General features: G+C 64.0%; 20 protein-coding genes. 7 read left to right on the top strand and 13 right to left on the bottom strand.

The features are described 5' to 3' along the window. The first annotated feature begins 46 nt into the window (after nucleotides 1-46). Both malQ and XH83_RS29200 read left to right on the top strand, forming a co-directional pair. Nucleotides 47-2,008: a 4-alpha-glucanotransferase gene (gene malQ, locus XH83_RS29205; protein ID WP_194404079.1), complete on the top strand. Its 1,962-nt coding sequence runs from the start codon at nucleotides 47-49 to the stop codon at nucleotides 2,006-2,008. A gap of 31 nt (nucleotides 2,009-2,039) precedes the next feature. Then, on the top strand, nucleotides 2,040-3,842 hold the full coding sequence (locus XH83_RS29200) for a glycoside hydrolase family 15 protein (RefSeq protein WP_194404078.1): 1,803 nt from the start codon (nucleotides 2,040-2,042) through the stop codon (nucleotides 3,840-3,842). A gap of 65 nt (nucleotides 3,843-3,907) precedes the next feature. Here XH83_RS29200 and XH83_RS29195 read toward each other — a convergent pair whose 3' ends face one another. The 7 genes from XH83_RS29195 to XH83_RS29165 all read right to left on the bottom strand — a co-directional run bounded on the left by XH83_RS29195 (nucleotide 3,908) and on the right by XH83_RS29165 (nucleotide 11,785). After that, complete coding sequence (locus tag XH83_RS29195; protein WP_194404077.1) at nucleotides 3,908-4,720, bottom strand: HAD family hydrolase; 813 nt, start codon at nucleotides 4,718-4,720, stop codon at nucleotides 3,908-3,910. Between the two features lie 26 nt (nucleotides 4,721-4,746). Further along, nucleotides 4,747-5,277 carry a gluconokinase gene (locus XH83_RS29190; RefSeq protein WP_194404076.1) on the bottom strand — a complete coding sequence of 177 codons (531 nt, stop codon included), beginning with the start codon at nucleotides 5,275-5,277 and terminating at the stop codon, nucleotides 4,747-4,749. Beyond that, a complete protein-coding gene (gene pgl, locus XH83_RS29185) occupies nucleotides 5,264-6,013 on the bottom strand; it encodes a 6-phosphogluconolactonase (protein ID WP_194408436.1) in 750 nt (249 codons plus the stop codon). Before pgl ends, XH83_RS29190 begins: the two co-directional genes overlap by 14 nt. Further along, complete coding sequence (gene zwf / locus XH83_RS29180) at nucleotides 6,013-7,524, bottom strand: glucose-6-phosphate dehydrogenase (protein ID WP_194404075.1); 1,512 nt, start codon at nucleotides 7,522-7,524, stop codon at nucleotides 6,013-6,015. The genes pgl and zwf overlap by 1 nt, the downstream gene beginning before the upstream one ends. A 28-nt stretch (nucleotides 7,525-7,552) precedes the next feature. Then, nucleotides 7,553-8,551 (bottom strand): phosphogluconate dehydrogenase (NAD(+)-dependent, decarboxylating), encoded by a 999-nt coding sequence (gnd, locus tag XH83_RS29175; protein ID WP_194404074.1) that lies wholly within the window; start codon nucleotides 8,549-8,551, stop codon nucleotides 7,553-7,555. A 12-nt stretch (nucleotides 8,552-8,563) separates the two neighbouring features. Continuing rightward, nucleotides 8,564-11,413, bottom strand: a complete 2,850-nt coding sequence (locus XH83_RS29170; protein ID WP_194404073.1) for a bifunctional transaldolase/phosoglucose isomerase — start codon at nucleotides 11,411-11,413, stop codon at nucleotides 8,564-8,566. Between the two features lie 138 nt (nucleotides 11,414-11,551). Beyond that, on the bottom strand, nucleotides 11,552-11,785 hold the full coding sequence (locus tag XH83_RS29165) for a hypothetical protein (RefSeq protein WP_210347025.1): 234 nt from the start codon (nucleotides 11,783-11,785) through the stop codon (nucleotides 11,552-11,554). Here XH83_RS29165 and XH83_RS29160 point away from each other — a divergent pair. The 4 genes from XH83_RS29160 (at nucleotide 11,784) to XH83_RS29145 (ending at nucleotide 17,519) form a co-directional block, all read left to right on the top strand. Continuing rightward, a complete protein-coding gene (locus XH83_RS29160) occupies nucleotides 11,784-12,437 on the top strand; it encodes an STM3941 family protein (protein WP_246776346.1) in 654 nt (217 codons plus the stop codon). The genes XH83_RS29165 and XH83_RS29160 overlap by 2 nt on opposite strands. Nucleotides 12,438-12,732: 295 nt before the next feature. After that, the gene (locus XH83_RS29155) at nucleotides 12,733-14,676 is read left to right on the top strand and encodes a PrkA family serine protein kinase (protein WP_194404070.1); all 1,944 of its coding nucleotides are present in this window, start codon (nucleotides 12,733-12,735) and stop codon (nucleotides 14,674-14,676) included. Nucleotides 14,677-14,706: 30 nt separating this feature from the next. Beyond that, nucleotides 14,707-15,984, top strand: a complete 1,278-nt coding sequence (locus XH83_RS29150) for a YeaH/YhbH family protein (RefSeq protein ID WP_194408435.1) — start codon at nucleotides 14,707-14,709, stop codon at nucleotides 15,982-15,984. Further along, nucleotides 15,981-17,519, top strand: coding sequence for a SpoVR family protein (locus XH83_RS29145; RefSeq protein ID WP_194404069.1), 1,539 nt, complete (start codon nucleotides 15,981-15,983; stop codon nucleotides 17,517-17,519). The genes XH83_RS29150 and XH83_RS29145 overlap by 4 nt, the downstream gene beginning before the upstream one ends. Nucleotides 17,520-17,729: 210 nt before the next feature. On the opposite strand, the gene XH83_RS29140 is transcribed toward XH83_RS29145, so the two are convergent. From XH83_RS29140 to XH83_RS29115, 6 genes are all read right to left on the bottom strand, one after another. Then, complete coding sequence (locus XH83_RS29140; protein WP_194404068.1) at nucleotides 17,730-18,173, bottom strand: DUF1801 domain-containing protein; 444 nt, start codon at nucleotides 18,171-18,173, stop codon at nucleotides 17,730-17,732. A 9-nt stretch (nucleotides 18,174-18,182) separates the two neighbouring features. Then, nucleotides 18,183-18,386 (bottom strand): hypothetical protein, encoded by a 204-nt coding sequence (locus tag XH83_RS29135; RefSeq protein WP_194404067.1) that lies wholly within the window; start codon nucleotides 18,384-18,386, stop codon nucleotides 18,183-18,185. Between the two features lie 45 nt (nucleotides 18,387-18,431). Continuing rightward, the gene (locus XH83_RS29130) at nucleotides 18,432-18,863 is read right to left on the bottom strand and encodes an SRPBCC domain-containing protein (protein ID WP_194404066.1); all 432 of its coding nucleotides are present in this window, start codon (nucleotides 18,861-18,863) and stop codon (nucleotides 18,432-18,434) included. Then, nucleotides 18,860-19,183, bottom strand: coding sequence for a helix-turn-helix transcriptional regulator (locus XH83_RS29125; RefSeq protein ID WP_194404065.1), 324 nt, complete (start codon nucleotides 19,181-19,183; stop codon nucleotides 18,860-18,862). The genes XH83_RS29130 and XH83_RS29125 overlap by 4 nt, the downstream gene beginning before the upstream one ends. A gap of 98 nt (nucleotides 19,184-19,281) precedes the next feature. After that, nucleotides 19,282-19,731 (bottom strand): DsrE family protein, encoded by a 450-nt coding sequence (locus XH83_RS29120; RefSeq protein ID WP_194404064.1) that lies wholly within the window; start codon nucleotides 19,729-19,731, stop codon nucleotides 19,282-19,284. Between the two features lie 40 nt (nucleotides 19,732-19,771). Continuing rightward, nucleotides 19,772-20,392: a hypothetical protein gene (locus XH83_RS29115; RefSeq protein ID WP_194404063.1), complete on the bottom strand. Its 621-nt coding sequence runs from the start codon at nucleotides 20,390-20,392 to the stop codon at nucleotides 19,772-19,774. A 330-nt stretch (nucleotides 20,393-20,722) separates the two neighbouring features. Here XH83_RS29115 and XH83_RS29110 point away from each other — a divergent pair, with 330 nt between their 5' ends. After that, entirely contained in the window at nucleotides 20,723-22,231 is a 1,509-nt protein-coding gene (locus XH83_RS29110) for an SUMF1/EgtB/PvdO family nonheme iron enzyme (RefSeq protein ID WP_194404062.1), read from the top strand. Nucleotides 22,232-22,244: the final 13 nt, after the last annotated feature.

Raw genomic sequence — 22,244 nt, 5'->3', positions numbered from 1 at the left:
AAATCGATGCCCCCGGCCCAAGGGTGGCCTGCAAGCTGCGTGCCGAATGGATCTTTTAGCTCAAGCCCGCATCAAGGGCGTTCAATCCGAATTCGTTGACGCCCTCGGAAAGCTGCGGGTCACTGACCCCGTGGCCCTGAAGTCCATCCTCGACGCCCTGCCGGAGAAACGGGTTTACCGCTTCGTGAGCGGGCCGGTCGTGGTTCGCGCACTCGGACATCCGCGCACGGAATTGGCGGCGATCGGCGCGCCGCCGCTGCAATGGACGTTGACCGCAACCAGCAAATCGATCGCCCAGGGGGAGACCCGCGAGCCCGTGATCGCCTGGCCGGCCGACCTGCCGCTCGGTTATCACCGCCTGACGCTGACCGATGCCCAAGGCGTGACGGAAGAGGTGCCGATGATCGTGGCGCCGGAGCGGGCCTTCGGCGGCGATTTCGACCGCGGCTGGCTGCTCGCCGTGCAGCTCTACAGCGTCCGCTCCAACCGCAACTGGGGCATCGGCGATTTCACTGACCTCGCCGATCTGGTCAGGCTCGCCAAGCAGCTCGGGGCCGACGGCGTCGGGCTCAATCCGCTGCACGTTCTGTTCGACGACCACCCCTCGGATTGCAGCCCCTATTCGCCGAACAGCCGGCTGTTCCTCAATCCGCTCTATATCGATGTCGAGGCCATTCCCGAATTCGCGGCTGATCTCGTGCCCGACGCAGCCGCGACCGCCGTCCGTCTGCGCGAAGGCGATCGCGTGCCTTACGCCGACATGGCCGCGCTGAAATGGCTGGCCTTGCGCGCTGCCTTCAACAGCTTCGTGACGAGCGCGAGCCAAGCGCGCCGCAAGGAATTTGACGCCTTCCGCGCCGAGCGCGCGCCATTGCTGTCGCGCTTTGCCTGTTTCGAGGTGCTGCGGCATCGTTTCAATGTGCCGTGGTGGGAATGGCCGGCGGAATGGCAGCAGCCGGACGAGGCGAAATGCGCCGGGCTGCGCAACGGACCCGACAAGCGCGAGGTCGAATTCGTCGAGTTCGTGCAATGGACGGCGGACAGCCAGCTGCATGCCGCCAAGCAGCTCGCCAGCCAGCTCGGCATGCGGGTCGGGCTCTATCTCGATGTCGCCGTCGGGGTGCAGTCCAATGGCTTCGATGCCTGGAACGAGCAGATGGCGATCTCGCGCCATCTCGCCGTCGGCGCGCCGCCCGACGTGCTCAACACCGTCGGCCAGGATTGGGGCCTTGCCGGCTTCAACGCCGGCGGCCTGGAAGCGCAATCTTTCGTGCCGTTCGCCGACATGCTGGCAGCCTCGATGCGCCATGCCGGCGCCATCCGCCTCGACCACGTGCTCGGGCTGAAGCGGCTTTATCTCGTGCCGCGCGGCTTCAAGCCCGATAACGGCGCCTATGTGCAGATGCCGTTCGAGGCGCTGCTTGGCGCCGTGGCGCGCGAGAGCGCGGCCCACAAATGCATCGTGATCGGCGAGGATCTCGGTACCGTGCCGGAGGGTTTCCGCGAGATGATGCAGGATTTCGGCATCTGGTCCTATCTCGTCATGATGTTCGAGCGCGACGATGCCGGTCATTTCCGCCCCGTCGACCACTACAGGCCCAATGCGCTGGTCACGCTGAACACGCATGACCTGTCGACCTATGCCGGTTGGCGCTCCTTTGGCGATCTCAAGATGAAGCGATCGCTCGGGCTCGATCCCGGCGAGAACGACCAGGCGCGCTGGGATGCGCTCGGCGCCCTCGACGAGATCCTGCGTCAGAACGGCATCAAGGCCAACGACCTCTATTCGGTGCTCGCCTTCCTGTCGCGCACGCCGTCGCGGCTGCTCGCGGTGTCGATGGAGGATCTGCTCGGCGTCATCGACCAGCCCAATATTCCCGGCACGATCGACGAGCACCCGAACTGGCGCCAGCGTCTTCCCGTCGCGCTCGACAAGATCGCCTCCAAGGTCGACCTCACGGCCTTGCGAGCGGCAACCCGGGAACGTTCGTTGAACGGCGGAAGTTGATCGGAAGGGGGCTTCTCAGGCTCGCACGACATTGTCACAGAAGATCGAAGACTATGCGCTGATCGGTGATTGCGAGACCGCCGCGCTGGTCGGGCGCAACGGCTCAATCGATTGGCTGTGCTGGCCGGCCTTCGATTCCGACGCGTGCTTTGCCGCCATCCTCGGCACCCATAAGAACGGCCGCTGGCTGATCGCGCCGAACGAGGACGTCATCGGGACATCGCGACGTTATCTCGGCGATACCCTCATCCTCGAAACGCGTTTTGAGACCAAGAGCGGCACCATCGCGCTGATCGACTTCATGCCGCCGCGCGGCAAGGCGTCGGACATCGTCCGGCTGGTGCGCGGCATCGAGGGCTCAGTGAAAATGCGGATGGAGCTCGTGATCCGCTTCGGCTTCGGCATCGACATTCCCTGGGTGCGGCGGATCGACCATTCGCTGATGGCCATTGCCGGCCAGGACATGACGGTGTTGCGCACGCCGGTCGGGACCCGCGGCGAGGATCTGACCACGGTCTCCGATTTCGAGGTGAGGGCAGGCGAGACCGTGCCGTTCGTCCTGACCTACGGCCCCTCGCATCTCGAGCCGCCCGCGCCGATCGATCCCGAGACCGCGCTCCGGGACACCGAGGAGTTCTGGAAGGACTGGTGTGGCCATTGCACCCGCGACGGCGACTATCGCGATCTCATCATGCGCTCGCTGATCACGCTGAAGGCGCTGACCTTCGGCCCGACGGGCGGCATCGTCGCAGCACCGACCACGTCACTGCCGGAAAAGCTCGGCGGCAGCAGGAACTGGGACTACCGCTTCTGCTGGCTGCGCGATGCCACCTTCACGCTGCTGGCGCTGATGAACTCGGGCTACACCGAGGAAGCCCTGGCTTGGCACAATTGGCTGCTGCGCGCCGCCGCAGGTTCGCCGGCGAACATGCAAATCATGTACGGCATCTGGGGCCAGCGGCGGCTCCTGGAATGGGAGGCCGGCTGGCTCGACGGCTATGAGGGCGCAAAGCCGGTGCGCGTCGGCAATGCGGCGCATGCGCAGCTTCAGCTCGACGTCTACGGCGAATTGATCGACGCATTCCACCAGTCGCGCATGGCCAAGCTCAAGCTCGACGATGAAACGACATGGGCGCTGGAATGCGCCGTGCTCAATCATCTCGCCGAGGTCTGGGACCGGCCCGATCACGGCATCTGGGAGCGCCGGGGCGAGCCCAGGCACTACGTCTTCTCCAAGGTCATGACCTGGGTCGCCTTCGACCGTGGCATCAAGAGCGCCGAGACGTTCGGCTTCAAGGCGCCGCTGCTGCACTGGCGCACCTTGCGCGAGGCCATTCATCGCGATGTCTGCAACAGGGGATTTGACGCCGAGGAAAACGCCTTCGTCGAATCCTATGGCGCGAAGCTGCTCGATGCATCCGTGCTGCTGCTGCCGGCCGTCGGTTTTCTGCCGGCGGACGATCCGCGGATCCGCGGCACCATCGCGGCCGTCGAGGCCCGCCTGATGCGCGACGGCTTCGTGCTGCGGCACGATCCGCGCGAGCTGCCCGCGGACCAGCCGCCGCTCGAAGGTGCGTTCCTGGCCTGCACATTGTGGCTCGCCGATGCCCATGTGCTGGCGGGCGATCTCGACAAGGCGCAAGCCTTGCTCGATCGCGTGGCCGGCATCGCGAATGACGTTGGTCTCCTGGCCGAGGAATATGATTCCGTGACCCGGCGCCAGACCGGCAATTTCCCGCAGGCGCTGACCCACATCGCGCTGATCAACACCGCACACAATCTGTCCGCGGCAAGGCAGAAGAGCGAAAAGCCGGCGATGCAGCGGTCGAAGTGAGGAGGAGAGGTGCGCTCCCGCGCTGCGCGGCGACCTCTTCCGCAAGCGGGAGAGGTTGAAACACCTCACCCCACTCCATTCCGCTTCAGGATCATCTCCATCGCTTCCGCAAAACCGTCCTGCTCGTTGCTCGCGGTGACGTGCGTCGCCTGGTCCTTGACGTTGTCGGTGGCGTTGCCCATGGCGATCGAGGTGCCGCTGACGGCGAACATCGCGAGGTCGTTCTGCATGTCGCCAATAGTGGCGACGGCGCTGGTCGCGATGCCGAGCCGCCTGGCCATTGCCTCGACGAAGGTGCCCTTGTTGAAGCCGGGCGGGGTGATGTCGAGATAATAGGTCTGCGAGCGCACGGCGGTGGCCTCGACGCCGAGCGCCTCCTGCATCGCCTTTTCGCAAGCCTCGAGGCCCGCGGCATCGGCACTGGCGCCGACGATCTTGCAGGCACTGGCGAGATACGGCGAGAAATCCGTCACAATGGTGGGATCGGAGCGGATCGTGTGCTGCTCGTGCGCGACGTACTTGCCGTCGGGATTGTCGATCAGCCATTTGTCGGTGGTAAACAGCCAGATGTCGGCGCCGAACTCGCGAAGGATCTGCAAGGCGCGCTCGGCCGCGCCGGCCGGGATCAGGTGCTGCTCGACCGGCCGCATCTCGGGATCGACGATCGAGGAGCCGTTGAACGGGCCGACCGGCAGCCACAGCGCCAGCGGCTCGATCAAAAAGCGCATGCCGATGGCGGGACGGCTGGAGGTGATGGTGAAGCCGATGCCGGCCTTATGCAGCCGCTGCACTGCGCTTCTCGCGCGCTCGGTCAGGGTCTTGTCCTTGGTCAGCAGCGTGCCGTCGACGTCGGATACGACCAGTGAGATTTGCGTCATGGCAGAACCTTCAGGTTTTTCAGGTCTCAGCGCTTCGCCCCGCCCAGCTTCAACTGCCGTACGATGCCGTCCACGATCGCTTCGACCGTTTCATCGATCGAGACGGTGATGACGTGCTCGCCGGCTTCCGGCGGCTCCAGCGTCTCGAACTGGCTCGTCAGCAACCCCGGCGGCATGAAATGGCCCTTGCGCTGGGCGAGCCGCTCGGCGATCAGCTCTTTCGTACCCTTCAGGAAGACGAAGCGGACATCGTCGCGCCCGCGCAGCAGGACGTCGCGGTAGGTGTGCTTCAGCGCCGAGCAGGCGATGATGACGTGCTCGCCCTCGTCGCAAACCCGCGCAATCTCATCGGCGATGGCGTTGAGCCAGGGCCAGCGGTCCTCGTCGGTGAGCGGGTGGCCGGCGCGCATCTTCTCGACATTGCTGGCGGGATGAAAGCTGTCGCCGTCCTCGAAACGCCAGCCGAGCCGCTGGCCGAGCGCTGCCGCGATCGTACTCTTGCCCGACCCCGACACGCCCATCACGATCAATGCACAAGGTGCTTCAACGCCCGCCACGAATGCCCTCCGGAAGCGCGGCTTGGTCGACCAGCCAGACGGTCTCACCCTTCGAGCGCGCGCGTAACGCCGGCAGAGTCTCGCCATTGAGGAGGCGCGTCAAGATCGGTTGCTTGTCGTGCCCGGCCATCTCGAACAGCATTTCGTAGCACGACGCAAGGACGGGCAGGGTAAGCGAGACCCGCGGCACGAAAGGCGCGACATTGGCCTTGGGCACCCCGACGACCCAGCGCTCGCTCTCCTCGACCTCGGGGAAGCCGGGAAACAGCGAAGCTGTGTGGCCGTCCGGGCCCGCGCCCATCAGGACCATGTCGAACAGCGGACGCGACGGATCGAGGCGTCCAGAGCCGTAGAAGGCCTGCAGCTCGCGCGCGTAGGCTTCGGCGCTTTCCTCGGGAGATTCAGTTTTGGTCGGAATCGGGTGGATATGGCTCGAGGCCGCATTGCGATCGAGAAACGTCGTGCGCGCGACCGCCATGTTGTTGAGGGGATCGCTCTCGCCGACGAAGCGCTCGTCGCCGATGAACCAATGCACGCGCTGCCACGGGATCTTGTAGCGATATGCGTCGCTGCCGAGCAATTGATAGAGCTTCTTCGGGCTGGAGCCACCGGTCAGGCAGATCGCGATGCGGCCGGGATTGGCCGCGATCCGTGCCATCACCCGCTCGGCCGCGGCCTGCGCCAGGGCTTCGGCGTCGGCCGCGACGATCAGCTTCGGCTGGCCCGCTGCGGCCATCACGAGAACTTCCGCCAGCTTCGCCCGTCGCGCCGCAGCAGCTCGTCGGCGCATTTCGGCCCGTCGCTGCCGGCTTCATAGGTCTCGATGCCGTTGGTGCCTTCACTCTTCCAGGCGTCCAGGAACGGCTGCACGGCCTGCCATCCAGCCTCGATGCCGTCGGCGCGCTGGAACAGGATGTTGTCGCCGATCATGCAGTCGTAGATCAGCGTCTCGTAGCCGGTCGAGGGGTCGGCCTGGAAATAGTCGCCGTACTTGAATTTCATCTCGACGCCGTCGATCGTGATGCTCGGTCCCGGGATCTTGGCGTTGAACTGAAGCTCGATGGTTTCAGTCGGCGCGATACCGATGGTGAGGAAGTTCTGCGACAGGCGGTCGACGTCGGTCCCCGAGAACATGGACAACGGTGCCTGCTTGAACTTGATCGCGACCTCGGTGCGCTTGTGGCCCAGCGCCTTGCCGGTCCGCAAATAGAAGGGGACGCCGGCCCAGCGCCAATTGTCGATCATTAGCTTCAGCGCAACGAAGGTCTCGGTGGTGCTGCCGGGTTTGACATCCTCGGTCTTGCGATAGTCCGGGACATCGTCGTCGCCGACGCGGCCTGCGAGATATTGCGCGCGGACCGAGTTTTTCAGCGCATCCTCCCGGCTCGGCAGCTGGATCGACGTCAGCACCTCGGCCTTTTCGGAGCGGACCGAATGGGCGTCGAAGCGCGCCGGCGGCTCCATCGCGACCAGCGACATCAACTGGAACAGATGGTTCGGCACCATGTCGCGCAGCGCGCCGGTCGCATCGTAGAAGCCGCCGCGATGGCCGACGCCGAGCTTCTCCTCCACCGTGATCTGGATATGGTCGATGTGGTTGCGATTCCAGATCGGCTCGAACATGCCGTTGGCGAAGCGCAGCACCAGGATGTTCTGCACCGTCTCCTTGCCGAGATAATGATCGATCCGGTAGATCTGGTGCTCGTCCATGATCTTCAAAAGGTCGGCATTCAGCGCCTTGGCCGACGCGAGATCGGTGCCGAACGGCTTTTCGATCACGAGGCGGCGCCAGGCGCCGTTCTCCTTCATCATGCCGGTGCGGCCGAGCTCACGCGCGGTCGGCGCGAACGCGGCCGGCGGCGTGGCCAGGTAGAACAGGCGGTTGCCGCCGGTTTCCTGCGCGCATTCCAGCGAATCCAGGTGTTCGCGCAGGCGATCGAACGACGGCGGGTCCTTCGGATCGGCCTCGACGAAGGTGACGCATTGCAGCAGCTGCTTTGCGATGTCGTCGTCGACCGGCCGCGTCGCGAACTTGCGCAGGCCCTTCATCAGGCTGTCGCGCAGCTCGTCATCCGACTGGCTCTTGCGGGCCACGCCGACGACACAGAACTTTTCAGGCAGCAGGTGCTCGGCGGCGAGATTGTAGAGCGATGGCATCACCAGCCGATGGGTGAGGTCGCCGGTCACGCCGAAAATGACGAAGGCGCAATTTTCCGGCTTGCGCTTGGCTTGCGGGTCTTTTGTCACGAATTGTTGGCCTTCGCTTCGCTACTTGCTATTTCGACTTCGCAGCGCCCGGCTGCTTCGGCTCCCTGTGGCCGCCGAATCCCGCGCGCATTGCGGAGAGAATTTTTTCGGCGAAGGTGTGTTCCCGGCGGGAACGGAAACGTGTGTAGAGCGCCGCGGTCAGCACTTCAGCCGGCACGGCCTCGTCGATGGCGGCATTCACGGTCCAGCGTCCCTCGCCGGAATCCTCGACGAAGCCGGAATATTCGGCGAGCTGCGGGCTGTCGGCGAGCGCGGTCGAGGTGAGGTCGAGCAGCCAGGACGGGATCACCGAGCCGCGCCGCCACACTTCCGCAATGTCGGCGAGATCGAAATCGTAGCGATGGTCCGCCGGCAGGGCCTCGATGTTGGCGTTCTTGAGAATGTCGAAACCTTCGGCATAGGCCTGCATCAGGCCGTATTCGATGCCGTTATGGATCATCTTGACGAAGTGGCCGGCGCCGACGGGGCCGGCATGGATGTAACCCTGCTCGATGCGGGGATCGCGTCCCTCGCGTCCCTCGGTGCGCGGAATGTCGCCGGCGCCGGGCGCGAGCGCGGCGAAGATCGGGTCGAGCCGGTCGACCACCTGTTTCTCGCCGCCGATCATCATGCAATAGCCGCGGTCGAGGCCCCAGACGCCGCCGGAGGTGCCGACGTCGACATAGTGGATGCCGCGGGCTTTCAGCGCCTTGCCGCGGCGGACGTCGTCCTGCCAGAAAGTGTTGCCGCCGTCGATGATGACGTCGCCGTCCTGCATCACGCCGGCGATCATGTCGATCGTCGTTTCGGTGATGTGGCCGGCCGGCAGCATCACCCAGGCCGTGCGGGGACGCTCGAGTTTCGAGATGAAGTCCTCGAGCGTCGCCGAGCCGACTGCGCCGTCGGCGGCAAGGCCGGCTACGGCCTTGGCGTCCTTGTCGTAGACCACGGTCGAATGTCCGTGGCGCATCAGGCGGCGAACGATGTTGCCGCCCATCCGGCCGAGGCCGATCATGCCGAGTTGCATTGGCGATATTCCTTAAGTGAGCGCGTCGGTGAGCGCCGCGTTGAGAGCGGCAAGACCCTTCTTGAGCCCGCCCTTGAGGTGGACGCGCAACGCGCGCCGGCCACGCTCGGTGAGCACGTCGAAATCGCCGCGCGCCTGCGCCGCCTTGATCACGCCGAAGCTGGCCTTCTGGCCCGGCACCTTGAGGTCCTTGGCATCGTCGGCCGTGATCTGGAGGAACACGCCGCTGTCGGGTCCGCCCTTGTAGGCCTGCCCCGTGGAGTGCAGGAAGCGCGGTCCGAACTCGGCGCAGGTTGCGACATGCCGCTTCTCGCGCACCTCGAGCCGCATGGCCTGGAGCGCGTCGATTGTCGCCTTGTCGCGCGCGACATAGCCGAGCAGGGCGACATAGTCGCCATCGCCCGAGCGCGACAGATGCGCCTTCAGCCAGGAGGTGAGATCGCCATTGGCGCCGGCGGCGCGCAGCGCCGTGGCGTTGGCCTCGTCGGTATAGAGATCGGCCTCATCAGTGCTGACCACCGGCTCCTCTTCCGGCAGCGCGCCGGTCTTCTCGAACGACGCCGTCAGCTCGCGAGTCTTGATCTTGGCCGCTTCCACGTCCGGCTGGTCGAACGGGTTGATGCCGAGGATCGAGCCCGCGACTGCGGTCGCCATCTCGAAGCGGAAGAATTCCTGGCCGAGATGGTCGATCGACTTCATGACGATGCGAACCACGGGATGGCCGGCCGCTTCGATCGCGGCGAGCTTGGAATCGTGGGCGGCGTCCGCTTCGCCTTCGATGCGGATGTCGATGAAGAACCGGTCGTTGCCGTAGACCGCGGGATCGCCCAGCGGCTCGCCCTCGATCGGGATCAGGCCCTTGCCTTCCTTGCCGGTCGATTCCGCGATGAGTTGCTCGGCCCAGGCGCCGAAATCGGCGATCTTCTTCGAGGCCAGGATCGTCACCTTGTCGCGACCTTCGAGGCCGGCATGGCCCAGGGCGAGGCCGAGCTGCACGCCCGGGTTTTCGCTCGGCGGCACGTCCGGCCCGCAGGAGCGGGCCATGGCGAGCGCGTGCTTGACGAAGGTCTTGACGTCGATGCCGGCGGTTGCCGCCGGCACCAGGCCGAACGGCGACAGCACCGAATAACGGCCCCCGATCGAGGGCTCGCCATGGAAGATGCGGGCGTAGTTCAGCTTCTTGGCGGCCTTCTCCAGCGACGAGCCGGGATCGGTCACAGCGATGAAGCGATGGCCGGTCTTCACCTTCGCACCCACCGCCTTGGCAACCTGCTCGTGGAAATAGTCCTTCATCGCGTTCGGCTCGGTGGTGCCGCCCGACTTGCTCGAGACGATGAACACGGTGCTCGCGATGTCGATCTTCGCCTCCATCGCCCGCACCTGCGCCGGGTCGGTGGAATCAAGCACATGCAGCTTCGGGAAGCCGGGCTTCTTGCCAAAGGTCTCGGCCAGCACCTCGGGGCCGAGGCTCGATCCGCCCATGCCGAGCACGACGGCGTCGGAGAATTTCTGGCCCTTCACGCGGCCCGCATAATCCTCGTAATCGGCGACGTCGGCCTTGGCCGCGCTGTCGAGCCAGCCGAGCCATTTGTCCTCATCAGTGCCGGTCCAGACCGACTTGTCGCGCTGCCACAGCCGGCGGATCTTGGCGGACGCCCGCCATTCCTCGGTGCTCTTGGCCACGGCCTTGCCGAGGCCGTCGCCGAGCGAGAGCTCCTGACCATCGAGCGCGGGCGCGAGCACGGTCGCGCGCTTGTGGGCGACGGCGCCGTAGAGCTTGTCGGCGGCGTCGGCGAACAGCTTGACGCCGTCCTTGACCAGTTCCTCGGTGATGGCGTCGAGCGAGATCCCGGAGCGCTCCAGCTCTTCGAGCACGCGCCTTGCGTCGTCGACGTTCTCCTCCAGGCTGTCGCGCGGCTTGCCGTGGTCGCGGAACGCGTCCAGCGTCGCCGGCGGCACCGTGTTGATGGTGTCGGGGCCGATCAGCTCCTCGACATAGAGGACGTCGCTGTAATCCTTGTTCTTGGTGCCGGTCGAGGCCCACAGCATGCGCTGCGGCTTGGCGCCCTTGGCGGCGAGCTTGTCCCAGCGGGGGCCCGAGAACAGGCGCTTGTAATCCTGGTAGGCAACCTTGGCGTTGGCGATCGCGACCTTGCCCTTCAGCGCGGCGAGCCGCTCCTTCTCGGACGGGTCGTTGGCGCGGGCGATCTTTTCGTCGAGCTGCTTGTCGACTACGGAGTCGATGCGGCTGACGAAGAAGCTCGCCACGCTCGCGACATGCGAGGGATCGCCGCCGCCGGCGACGTATTTTTCCAGGCCGGCGATGTAGGCTTCGGCCACCTGGAGGTAAACCGCTTTGGAGAATAGCAGCGTGATGTTGATGCTGATGCCGTCGCCGATCAGCGTCTCGATCGCCGGCAGGCCCTCGGGCGTTGCCGGCACCTTCACCATCAGGTTCTTGCGACCAACGTCCTTCCAGAGCCGCCGTGCTTCGGCGACCGTGCCTGATGTGTCCATGGCGAGATAGGGCGAGACTTCCAGGCTGACATAGCCGTCGCCGCCTTTGAGGCGGTCATAGACCGGGCGGAGCACGTCGGCGGCGGCCTGGATATCCTCGACGGCGACGGCCTCGAACAGATCGGCCACGGTCCGGTCGCCGCGCTTCAGCGCCTTGCCGATCGGGGCATCGTATTCGTCCGAGCTGCCGATCGCCTTCTCGAAGATCGAGGGATTGGAGGTGACGCCCTTGACGCCATCGGTGTCGATCAGCCGCTTCAGGTCGCCCTTGGCGATGAAGCCACGGGCCAGGAAGTCCAGCCAGACGGCTTGTCCGTGCTTTTCCAGTTCTTTGACGGGATTCATGATGCTTATTTATCTCCAAGCCTGCGGGCGAGGGGTTTCCGCGCCGGTCCTGACGCGCTATCCTCTAGCTTACATGCTCCCGGGAGGGAACCAATCAAGGGTACAGGCGTCATACCCTCCAGTGTAACTCCGTCGCGATCATGGCGATCCGGGCGGCAGCAGGGTTGTTGCGAAAAAGTCCTTGAGTTGCGTAATCTTTGAGTTGCGTAAAAGGTCGTTGGCCGAAAGTTCGGCCAAGTCTGGTTGCGTCAAGTCTGGTTGTGTAATGTCGGCCGCTTCGCTATCAACCAGTGGCTGTGCGGATGCCATCGGCTGATTCCAGTGCATCTGGTGAATAGCTCGGTCGCAAATGGCCATGCTGGGGGAAAGCATGCACGCTCGTCATGAAGGCATGGCGTTCGCCGTCGCCAATAGTGCGCCGCCGGGCGCGCAGGCCGGATCCGTCGACGGATCGCAGGATCTCGAAATCAGCCCATGTAGGACCTTGCTGCGACTGCTGGTTGCGGCGGGCTTTGCGATGACCCTGTTCAGTGCGACCCTTGCCTTCCACTGGTGGGATGGTCTTGGCGATTACAACACGATGGTCGGATATGCCGGCGTCGTGGTGTTCGCCTTGGTGACGATCCGGCTGATCTGGATGCTTCCCACCGAGCGGGGCCCGGTTCTCATCGTCAATCGCTACGGCATCCGCGATCTCCGCCTCGGCAATGAATTTCTGCCGTGGGATTCGATCGCGCGGATTTCTGCCGAACAGTGTCGCGGCCGCGAGATGATCGTGCTGACGCCGACGCCGGACTTGCAGCGGCACCTCCGCAGCATGCGCAACCTGGCCCGTCATGCGCAGAACGATCGTATCGTCATCCGGGCAGAGGGCCTGGCGACCGATTTTGATACAGTGCTGCGTGCTTGCCGCGACGCGCACGCAGCCAGCACGCCGCGCACCGCATTGCAGCAGGAAGATGAACGCGGCACCCAAGGCGATGCTCAAGACAGTGCCCAAGGCTTCGCCGTACAAGCGTCATAAGATCGCCGCCGGGATCGCTATGCTGCAACGCCGGATGAACGCATCCCCGGTAATGCCCGGATGTTGCGACCGAGTGACATTTTTTGGAAATGAGCCAATATAGACAGAGATTCGCACAAATTACGGGCATGTGCCTGTTCGTAACTCAACGAGTGCCTACGTTGTGCGTTGCGTCGTGTTGGCACCCGGGTGTCCAATGATCGTCATGTGCTCACGCTGATTCGAAACGGCCTGAGGAACGGTCCGGTAACTGCTTTCGTTTCAGCTTGTAGCGGAACTCACGCGGAGAGGGATCATGTACAACGATTCTCTATTCAACGCTTTCGCTCGGTCGTTCGAGGCGAGAAGCCAGCACGACATGTCGATGGCGGAATATCTGGAATCGTGTCGAAGCGATCCCATGAAATACGCGAACGCGGCCGAACGACTGCTAGCAGCGATCGGTGAACCTCAGACGATTGACACGGCCAAGGACCCACGCCTTGGCCGTATTTTTTTGAACCGCACGATCCGGACCTATCCGGCCTTCGCCGGCTTCTACGGCATGGAAGAAACGATCGAGCGCATCGTTGGTTTCTTCCGGCATGCGGCGCAGGGCCTCGAGGAACGCAAACAGATCCTCTATCTGCTCGGACCTGTCGGCGGCGGCAAGTCTTCGCTCGCCGAGCGGCTGAAGTCGCTGATGGAAGTGCATCCGATCTACGTGCTCAAGGCCGGCGACGAACTCTCCCCGGTGTTCGAGAGCCCGCTCAGCCTGTTCGATCCCGATCAGCTCGGCCCGATGCTGGAAGAGAAATACGGCATTCCGCGCCGGCGTCTCACCGGCTTGATGAGCCCGTGGTGCTACAAGCGGCTGGAAGCCTTCGGCGGCGACATCTCCCAGTTCCGGGTCGCCAAGATCCAGCCGTCGCGGCTGCGCCAGATCGCAATCGCCAAGACCGAGCCCGGTGACGAGAACAACCAGGACATCTCCTCGCTGGTCGGCAAGGTCGACATCCGCAAGCTGGAGACCTACGCGCAGAACGATCCCGACGCCTACAGCTATTCCGGCGGCCTCAACCGCGCCAACCAGGGCGTGCTCGAGTTCGTCGAGATGTTCAAGGCCCCGATCAAGATGCTGCACCCGCTGCTCACCGCGACGCAGGAAGGCAACTACATCGGCACCGAGAACATCGGCGCGATCCCGTTCACCGGCGTGATCCTCGCGCACTCCAACGAAGCCGAGTGGGCGAGCTTCAAGTCCAACAAGAACAACGAAGCCTTCATCGACCGCATCTGCGTGATCAAGGTGCCTTACTGCCTGCGGATCACCGAAGAGCAGAAGATCTATGAAAAGCTGATTCAGGGTTCCGAGCTGGCCTCGGCGCCTTGCGCGCCCTCGACTCTGGAGACCCTGGCACGGTTCTCGGTGATGTCGCGCCTGCGCAAGCACGAGAATTCCACCGTGTTCGCCAAGATGCGGGTCTACGACGGCGAGAGCCTGAAGGAATCCGATCCGAAAGCGCGCAGCGTCCAGGAATATCGCGACGCCGCCGGCGTCGACGAGGGCATGGACGGCGTCTCGACCCGTTTCGCGTTCAAGATCCTGGCCGCGACCTTCAACCACGACCCGCAGGAGGTCGCCGCCGACGCCGTGCATCTGATGTACGCGCTGGAGCAGTCGATCCGCCGCGAGCAGCTGCCGGAGGAAGTCGAGAAGCGCTATCTCGAATTCATCAAGGCGGATCTGGCGCCGCGTTATGCCGAGTTCATCGGCAACGAGATCCAGAAGGCCTATCTGGAATCCTACTCGGATTACGGCCAGAACCTGTTCGATCGCTACGTCGACTATGCCGACGCCTGGATCGAGGACCAGGACTTCAAGGATCCCGACACCGGCCAACTGCTCGATCGCGAGCTTTTGAACCAGGAACTGACGAAAATCGAGAAGCCGGCGGGCATCGCCAACCCCAAGGACTTCCGCAACGAGGTCGTCAAATTCTCGTTACGGTCGCGGGCCCAGAACGGCGGCAAGAATCCGACCTGGACCTCCTACGAGAAGATTCGCGACGTGATCGAAAAGAGGATATTCTCCCAGGTCGAGGACCTGCTTCCGGTCATCTCCTTCGGATCGAAGAAGGACGGCGAAACGGAGAAGAAGCATGGCGAGTTCGTCGCTCGCATGGTGGAGCGTGGCTACACCGAGCGTCAGGTTCGCCGGCTCGTCGAATGGTACATGCGCGTGAAGCAGGCCGGTTGAGGCGGATGGGAGGCGAATGGTAAAGTGCCCATTCACATTATTGACAGGCGCCTGAATCCAGGCGGCAAGAGTCTTGAGAACCGCCAGCGGTTCTTGCGTCGGGCCAAATCCCTGGTGCAGGGCGCCGTCAAGAAGACCTCGCAGGAACGCGACATCAAGGACGTCCTGGAGGGGGGCGAAGTCACGATCCCCCTCGACGGCATGCACGAGCCGCGCTTTCGCCGCGAAGGCGGTACGCGCGACATGGTGCTGCCCGGCAACAAGAAGTTCATCGAGGGCGACTATCTGCAGCGCTCCGGCCAGGGCAGTGCCAAGGATTCCGGCCCGGGCGAAGGCGACAGCGAGGACGCGTTCCGCTTCGTGCTCTCCCGCGACGAGTTCGTCGATCTCTTCCTCGACGATCTTGAGCTGCCGGATCTCGCCAAGCGCAAGATCGCGCAGACCGAGAGCGAGGGCATCCAGCGCGCCGGCTACACCACCTCGGGCTCGCCCGCCAACATCTCGGTGAGCCGGACGGTGAAGCTCGCGCTCGCCCGCCGCATCGCGCTCAAGCGTCCCAGCAAGGACGAGATCGAGGAGCTGGAGGCCGCGATCGCCGCCTGCACCGACGAGGACGAGCGCGTGGAGCTCATGGCTCGGCTCGAAAAACTGAAGGCGAAATCGAAACGCATTCCCTTCATCGACCCGCTCGACATCCGTTATCGCCGCTACGAGAAGGTGCCGCGGCCGGTGGCGCAGGCGGTGATGTTCTGCCTGATGGACGTTTCCGGCTCGATGTCCGAGCACATGAAGGATCTCGCCAAGCGCTTCTACATGCTGCTCTACGTGTTCCTGAAGCGCCGCTACAAGCACGTCGAGATCGTCTTCATCCGCCACACCGACCGCGCCGAGGAGGTCGACGAGCAGACCTTCTTCTACGGCCCGGCCTCGGGCGGCACGCTGGTCTCCAGCGCGCTGCAGGCGATGCACGAGATCGTGCGCGAGCGCTTCAACCCGTCGGACTGGAACATCTATGCCGCGCAGGCCTCCGACGGCGACAATTCCTATTCCGACGGCGAGCTGACGGGCATGCTGCTGACCGACAAGATCCTGCCGGTCTGCCAGTTCTTTGCCTATCTCGAGGTCGGGGAGTCCGGCGGCAGCGCCTTCGATCTCTCCGACTCCTCGCTCTGGACCCTCTATGAGCGCCTGCGCAACGGCGGCGCACCGCTCTCGATGCGCAAGGTCTCCGAGCGCAGCGAGATCTTTCCGGTGTTCCACGATCTGTTCCAGCGCCGCGAAACTGCCCAGGAGAAGGCCGCTCCATGACTGAACGATTGTTCGAAGGCGCGGATTGGGATTTCCACACCTTGCAGCGCATCACCGATGCCTGCGAGGCGGTGGCGTTGAAGGATCTCGGGCTCGACGTCTATCCGAACCAGATCGAGGTGATCACCGCCGAGCAGATGCTGGACGCGTATTCGTCGGTCGGCATGCCGCTGTTCTACAAGCATTGGTCGTTCGGCAAGCAATTCGCCTATCACGAGGCGTCCTATCGCAAGGGCCTGATGGGACTCGCCTACGAGATCGTGATCAACTCCTCGCCCTGCATCTCCTATCTGATGGAGGAGAACACGGCGACGATGCAGACCCTGGTGATCGCGCACGCCGCTTTCGGCCACAACCACTTCTTCAAGAACAATTACCTGTTCAAGCAGTGGACCGACGCCGACGGCATCCTCGATTATCTCGACTTCGCCAAGACCTATGTCATGCAATGCGAGGAGCGCTACGGCCGCGTCGAGGTCGAGCGCACGCTGGACGCCGCGCACGCGTTGATGTCGCACGGCATCGACCGCTATCCCGGCAAGAAGAAGCTGGATTTGCGCGTCGAGGAGAAGCGGGCAGGGCGCCGCCGCCAGCACGAGGAGGAGGTGTTCAACGACCTCTGGCGCACCGTCCCCAAGGGCGCCGCCAAGAGCCGGTCCGCGCTCAGCATCGAGCGCCGCCGCAAGCTGCTCGGGCTGCCGCAGGAAAACCTGCTCTACTTCCTGGAAAAGAGCGCGCCGCGCCTGGCTCCGTGGCAGCGCGAGTTGCTGCGCATCGTCCGCCACATCGCGCAATATTTCTATCCGCAGAGCCAGACCAAGGTGATGAACGAGGGGACGGCGACCTACGTCCACTATCGCATCATGACCAAGCTGCACGAGCAGGGCCGCATCAGCGACGGCAATTTCCTCGAATTCCTGGGCTCGCACACCAACGTGGTGTTCCAGCCCGAATTCGACGACCGGCGGTTCTCCGGATTCAACCCTTACGCGCTCGGTTTTGCCGTGATGCAGGACATCGAGCGGATCGTCACCAAGCCGGAAGACGAGGACCGCGAGTGGTTCCCCGACATCGCCGGCAAGGGCGACGTGATGGGCGTGCTGCGCGACGTCTGGGCCAACTACCGCGACGAAAGCTTCATCGGCCAGTTCCTGAGCCCGAAATTGATGCGGCACTTCCGCATGTTCCATCTGCACGACGATCCGGAGGAGCGTGCCGGCATCCGCGTCGACGCCATCCATGACGAGCGCGGCTTCCGCCGCGTTCGCCGCGAGCTGGCACGGCAGCACGATGTCGGCTACATCGACGCCAATATCGAGGTGGTCGACGTCGATCTTTCCGGCGACCGCCGCCTGATCCTGCATCACCACGTCATCAAGGGCTCGCAGCTGAACGAGACCGACGCCAAGCGCGTGCTGCAGCACCTCGCCGATCTCTGGACCTACGACGTCGCGCTGATCGAGGTCGATGCCAACGACAAGGTCCTGCGCGAATACGTCGTCAGCCCGCGCCCGATCGCAGCCGCGGTGGCGTGAGGGCCTGCCGATGTGAGCAATACAGCGGCGCGTTAATGTGCCCTCGCCCCTTGGGAGCGGGCAGCGACGCCGGTAGATGCAAGCGCACTGGGGTGAGGGGTATCGCTCCGCAACTTCCGTGTCGACAGAACTCCCATCCGGCGCTTCGCGCCACCTTCTTCGACAAGGGGAGAAGGGCTGTTCCCGCTGCGGCTACGCCACCGCGCGCTTTTATCCCGATCGCTTCACCGGCTTCTTCTTCGCCTTGCTCGCATTCAGCTCCACCGCCGCGCGGATAAGCGCCTTCAACGCCTTCTCGTTGACCTTCTCGCCCTCGCGAATATCGATCGCGCGCCGCACATTGCCGTCGAGGCTGGAATTGAACAGGCCTGAGGGGTCATCGAGCGCCGCGCCCTTGGCGAAGGTCAGCTTCACCACTTCCTTGTAGGTCTCGCCGGTGCAGATGATGCCGTCATGCTCCCACACCGGAACGCCGCGCCATTTCCATTCCTCGACGACATCAGGGGCGGCCTCCTTGATCAGGCCGCGGACCCGCGCCAGCATGTCGCCGCGCCAGTCTCCGAGCTCCTTGATCCTGCCGTCGATCAGCTTGGAGGGGGAGGCTCCATTCGCGTCCGACGCGCCGGCCTTCTTCGCGGTCACGGTCTTTTTCATGCTCTCGCCTCACGCGTTGCTGCGGCTGAGATAGGGCTGCGCGAACAGATACAGCCCTGTCGCGAGCAGCGGAATCAGCGGCACGAGCGCCAGGAAGCCGATCCACACGGCCTGGAGCTGCATGATCATGGCGACGATGTTGGCGATGACCGCAAGCGTGAAAGCCATCGACAGCCAACGATGAATTTGCCGTATCCACATCTGCGTGCTCATTGGGTCCTCTCTTGAGAATGTTCGGAAATAGGCGCGGGCGGAGAGCTAGGCTCCTCGCGCCAGCACCTCGTCCAGTTTTGCCAAAAACTGCTTCCAGCCGGCCTGCGCGCCGCCAAAAGCCTGCTTCTGTGTCGGGCTGAAGCCCGCCTGCTCGACGCGCAGATGCGTGCCGCTGCTGGTCGGCGTCAGCGTGAAGGTGACGACGCTTCTGAGGTCGAAGGCGGCGTCCTCATGCGAGAAATTCCAGGTGTAGGCGAGGCTCTTCTGCGGCTCGAGGGTGAGCACCTCGCAGTCCAGCACGCCGCCCCATTCGCCGCGCAGGTTGAAGCGATGACCTACCTCGGGCTTGAAGTCGTTCTTCATCAGCCAGTCCTCGATCAGATGCGGCTGCGTCAGCGCGCGCCAGAGCCGTTCGGCCGGAAACGCGAATTCGCGTTCGACGACCACGGAGCGCGTCTGGCTTGAGGCTTCAGTCATTGGTCCATCCTCTTCAGGAGATCATCGAGCGCGTCGAGCCGCTTCTGCCAGAAGCCGGCCATCTGGCTGGTCCAGTCGACCAGCGGATCGAGCGCGCCGGGCTGGGCGCTGTAATGGGTCTGGCGTCCCTCATGGCGGTCCCGCACCAGGCCGGCCTGCTTCAGCGCACCGAGATGTTTTGAGACCGCCGGCTGCGAAACGCCGGATCGCACCGTCAATGCCCCGACCGTCTGCTCGCCCTCGCGGCACAGCCGCTCGAAGATCGCCCGCCTCGTGGGGTCGGCGAGCGTCCTGAACAGGATATCGGGGGCGGGGGACATGGAAAATCCATAACCTTGGAGTTATGGATTAATGCATAACCGTGGAGTTATGGGTAAGTCAAGGGGTGTCGGACGCCATGGCGCGTCGCGGCGCCGCCCTACGGCCGCAAGTACAGATACCCCTGCGACTGCAGCTCGGCCAAACGAACCACGCCGCCCTTTTCCGCGCTGACGAAGCCCGGCAGCAGCTCCTTCAGCGTGACGTTCTGCGCCTTCATCGTGTTGCCGCAGGCGGCGAGCTCGACGCCGTCCTTGGAGAATTCGCCGATCCGCTTGCTGAGATCGGGGTTGGCTTGGCCAGCGTGAAACGCTTTCAGCGCCGGACCGTGGATCACCAGCGCTATCGTGACGTGTTCGGGGCCACCGACCCCGTCGATGTGGTTCTGGATGTTGCCGAGCACGAAGTTGACCTTCTCGGCGTCGCTGAGGTGATAGACCACTTTCAGCTTGTTGCCCGCGCCCGCTTCCGTCGCGGCTTGCGCACGCGAGGCGCCGAACGCTGCGCCCAGCGCCGAGACGGCGCTCCACAGGATGTTCCGGCGGTTCATGGCGATCTCCCTCGACTGGCCTGGATTCGCCGGACACATATCACTTGTGGCGCAGTGCCGCGAGTTCCTTGCGGTCGGTCACCAGCGAAGCGCATTCGCTGGAATCGGTGCGATCGAGCCGGAAAATCCTGTCGTCGGCGCCGCCGACGAGCGATCGCTCGGCGTCGTCGTCCGGCTTGTTGTTCTGCCAGACCCTGACGCGCTCGAGCCGCACGATCGCCGACCTGTCGTCCTTCGAGAGTGCAACGCCGATGCCGCCGCCCTCGCAGTCGACGCCGCAACCCAGGCGGACTTCGTTGCCGCCCTTGGTGAACACAGCGTGATTGCACGAACCGCTCGAATCGAAGTCGCCGGAGCGATGCCGGTACCTGAAGCCGAGCCGGAAGGAGTTGTGCAGCTCCTTGTCCTCCTTGTCCAGTTCCGCCGAGATCAACAGCTTCATCGAGGCGACCTTCTGCTTCGGATGCCGCGCAAGATGGTCGGCATCGTAGCGGCGGACGAAGCAGGCATAGGCTTTTGCGCCGGGGGCGCCCGCATACATGCGCGCGTTGAAGGTCTCGGCTTCAGCCTTGCTGGCCTCACGGATGTCGTCGCCTTCCTCGGCCTGGGCGGCGCCGATGAATGCGGCAAGGGCAAGCGGGAGGACAAGAGTAAGCTTCATGATCGCACCGGGCGCTTGGCGGCAATAGCCCGCCGCGGCAGGGCGGCGCAGGCCTGCCATTAGTCGCGGCGCCAGCGCACTGCGTTCAGGCCTTCGGCACGGTCACCCGTGCGACTATCCCGGCACGAACTCGGGCCGTCGTCTCAGGCCGGGCCTTAGTCATTGATGGCACCAAGAAGGTTCAATTGATGCACTCCTTGATTTCTCCGGAACCCGATGTCGGCGATGGCGGCGACATTGTCTCGGTTCGACAATGTGGTAGCGTTCACAGACGGCCGCCTTTGGCAGTCGTAAGCTGGGGCTGCCTTGTAAGCGTGTGGAGTCCCCCGCATGGGCGAAATTCGCAACTTCAGATCCGGCAATCAGGATGAGCCGCCGCCACACGGCCCCATGCCTCGCCGTCTCGCGGCGATCATTGTCGGCGACATCGCTTCCTACAGCCGCATCATGCAAGCGGACGAGGAGGGAACGCATGTCCGCGTCAAGCGGATCGAGCGCGATATCATCCAGCCCAGCATCATCGAGCACCATGGAAGTCTGGTGAAGACCACGGGCGATGGCTTCATCGCCATCTTCGACAGCCCCGTTGAGGCCGTTCGCTGCAGCATCGTGATCCAGCAGAACCTCATCGGCCGCAATGCCTCGCTTCCAAAGCATTCGCGGCTCGAATACCGGATTGGCGTCAATCTCGGCGACGTGATCGTGGAGCCGGACGATATCTACGGCGATGGCGTCAATATCGCCACACGTATCGAAGGCATTGCGGAGCCTGGTCAGGTCTATATCTCAGGCGCGATCTACGAGCAGATCAAGCACAAGGTGGTGTGCGGCTATGAGTCGCTCGGAGACCGCAAAGTCAAGAACATCACCGATCCGGTGCGTGTCTATCGCGTGCTGCCGGATGCAGATGCGGTCGGCAGGACGCGAGGGCGGCGCGAAAATACCCTTATCTTCCTTTTGGCCATCACGGTGCTGATTATCGCGACCGGCGTGCTCTGGTATTTGCTGGTGCAGCCCGGCAGGATCAACGAGCAGGCCGCCACGCCCACCGCCGCCCCGGCCGCGCTGCCGCAGGAGGCAGCGACGCAGACGCCACAACCCTCCCCATCATTGGCTTCCGCCCCTCCGTCGCCGTCGCCGGCGCCCAGCCCATCGGCGACGCCGCCTCGCGAACCCGAGATGATCGCCATTCGCGGCGGAAGCTTCGCGATGGGAAACAATGACGACCCGACCGAACGGCCTGTCCACCAGGTCGCGGTCAAGCCGTTCTCGATCGGAAAATTTCCGGTAACCGTGCGGGAGTGGAACGAGTGCGCCGCCGCCGGGGCGTGCGGATTTACGGCCACCGGCAAGGACGATGCCCCCGTCAGCAACGTGAGCTGGGCCGATGCGCAACAATATGCCGCCTGGCTCGCGCAGACGACGAAGAAGCCTTACCGCCTACCGAGCGAGGCCGAATGGGAATATGCCGCGCGCGGCGGAACGCAGACCAAATACTGGTGGGGCGACAAGCTCCAGCCGGGCATGGCCGGGTGCAAGGATTGCGGTGATCTTGCGGCTGAGCAGCCGGCCAAGGTCGGCAGCTTCAGGCCCAATCCATTCGGGCTTTATGACATGGGCGGCGGCATCGATCAGTGGGTCGAGGACTGCTGGCATAAGACCTATCAGGGCGCGCCGGGTGACGGCTCGGCATGGAGCAGCGGCGACTGCAGCTCTCATGTCCTGCGCTCGGGGTCCTGGAAGAACGATTCGAGATATGTGCGGCCGTCAAATCGCGATGGTTACGACACTAATGTTCGCTACCCTACACATGGATTCCGTGTCGCACTCAGTCCGTAAGTGCTGGAGTAGT

This window comes from Bradyrhizobium sp. CCBAU 53351 (assembly GCF_015291745.1).
Taxonomy (GTDB): domain Bacteria; phylum Pseudomonadota; class Alphaproteobacteria; order Rhizobiales; family Xanthobacteraceae; genus Bradyrhizobium.
This window is presented reverse-complemented; position numbering and strand designations above follow the sequence as displayed.

What these genes read in the sequence shown, in the direction of transcription:
- malQ (WP_194404079.1), top strand. Translation starts at nt 47, where the DNA reads ATGGATCTTTTAGCTCAAGCCCGCATCAAGGGCGTTCAATCCGAATTC.
- XH83_RS29195 (WP_194404077.1), bottom strand. Translation starts at nt 4,720, where the DNA reads ATGACGCAAATCTCACTGGTCGTATCCGACGTCGACGGCACGCTGCTG.
- pgl (WP_194408436.1), bottom strand. Translation starts at nt 6,013, where the DNA reads ATGGCCGCAGCGGGCCAGCCGAAGCTGATCGTCGCGGCCGACGCCGAA.
- gnd (WP_194404074.1), bottom strand. Translation starts at nt 8,551, where the DNA reads ATGCAACTCGGCATGATCGGCCTCGGCCGGATGGGCGGCAACATCGTT.
- XH83_RS29170 (WP_194404073.1), bottom strand. Translation starts at nt 11,413, where the DNA reads ATGAATCCCGTCAAAGAACTGGAAAAGCACGGACAAGCCGTCTGGCTG.
- XH83_RS29160 (WP_246776346.1), top strand. Translation starts at nt 11,784, where the DNA reads ATGCACGCTCGTCATGAAGGCATGGCGTTCGCCGTCGCCAATAGTGCG.
- XH83_RS29165 (WP_210347025.1), bottom strand. Translation starts at nt 11,785, where the DNA reads ATGCTTTCCCCCAGCATGGCCATTTGCGACCGAGCTATTCACCAGATG.
- XH83_RS29155 (WP_194404070.1), top strand. Translation starts at nt 12,733, where the DNA reads ATGTACAACGATTCTCTATTCAACGCTTTCGCTCGGTCGTTCGAGGCG.
- XH83_RS29145 (WP_194404069.1), top strand. Translation starts at nt 15,981, where the DNA reads ATGACTGAACGATTGTTCGAAGGCGCGGATTGGGATTTCCACACCTTG.
- XH83_RS29140 (WP_194404068.1), bottom strand. Translation starts at nt 18,173, where the DNA reads ATGAAAAAGACCGTGACCGCGAAGAAGGCCGGCGCGTCGGACGCGAAT.
- XH83_RS29135 (WP_194404067.1), bottom strand. Translation starts at nt 18,386, where the DNA reads ATGAGCACGCAGATGTGGATACGGCAAATTCATCGTTGGCTGTCGATG.
- XH83_RS29130 (WP_194404066.1), bottom strand. Translation starts at nt 18,863, where the DNA reads ATGACTGAAGCCTCAAGCCAGACGCGCTCCGTGGTCGTCGAACGCGAA.
- XH83_RS29125 (WP_194404065.1), bottom strand. Translation starts at nt 19,183, where the DNA reads ATGTCCCCCGCCCCCGATATCCTGTTCAGGACGCTCGCCGACCCCACG.
- XH83_RS29120 (WP_194404064.1), bottom strand. Translation starts at nt 19,731, where the DNA reads ATGAACCGCCGGAACATCCTGTGGAGCGCCGTCTCGGCGCTGGGCGCA.
- XH83_RS29115 (WP_194404063.1), bottom strand. Translation starts at nt 20,392, where the DNA reads ATGAAGCTTACTCTTGTCCTCCCGCTTGCCCTTGCCGCATTCATCGGC.
- XH83_RS29110 (WP_194404062.1), top strand. Translation starts at nt 20,723, where the DNA reads ATGGGCGAAATTCGCAACTTCAGATCCGGCAATCAGGATGAGCCGCCG.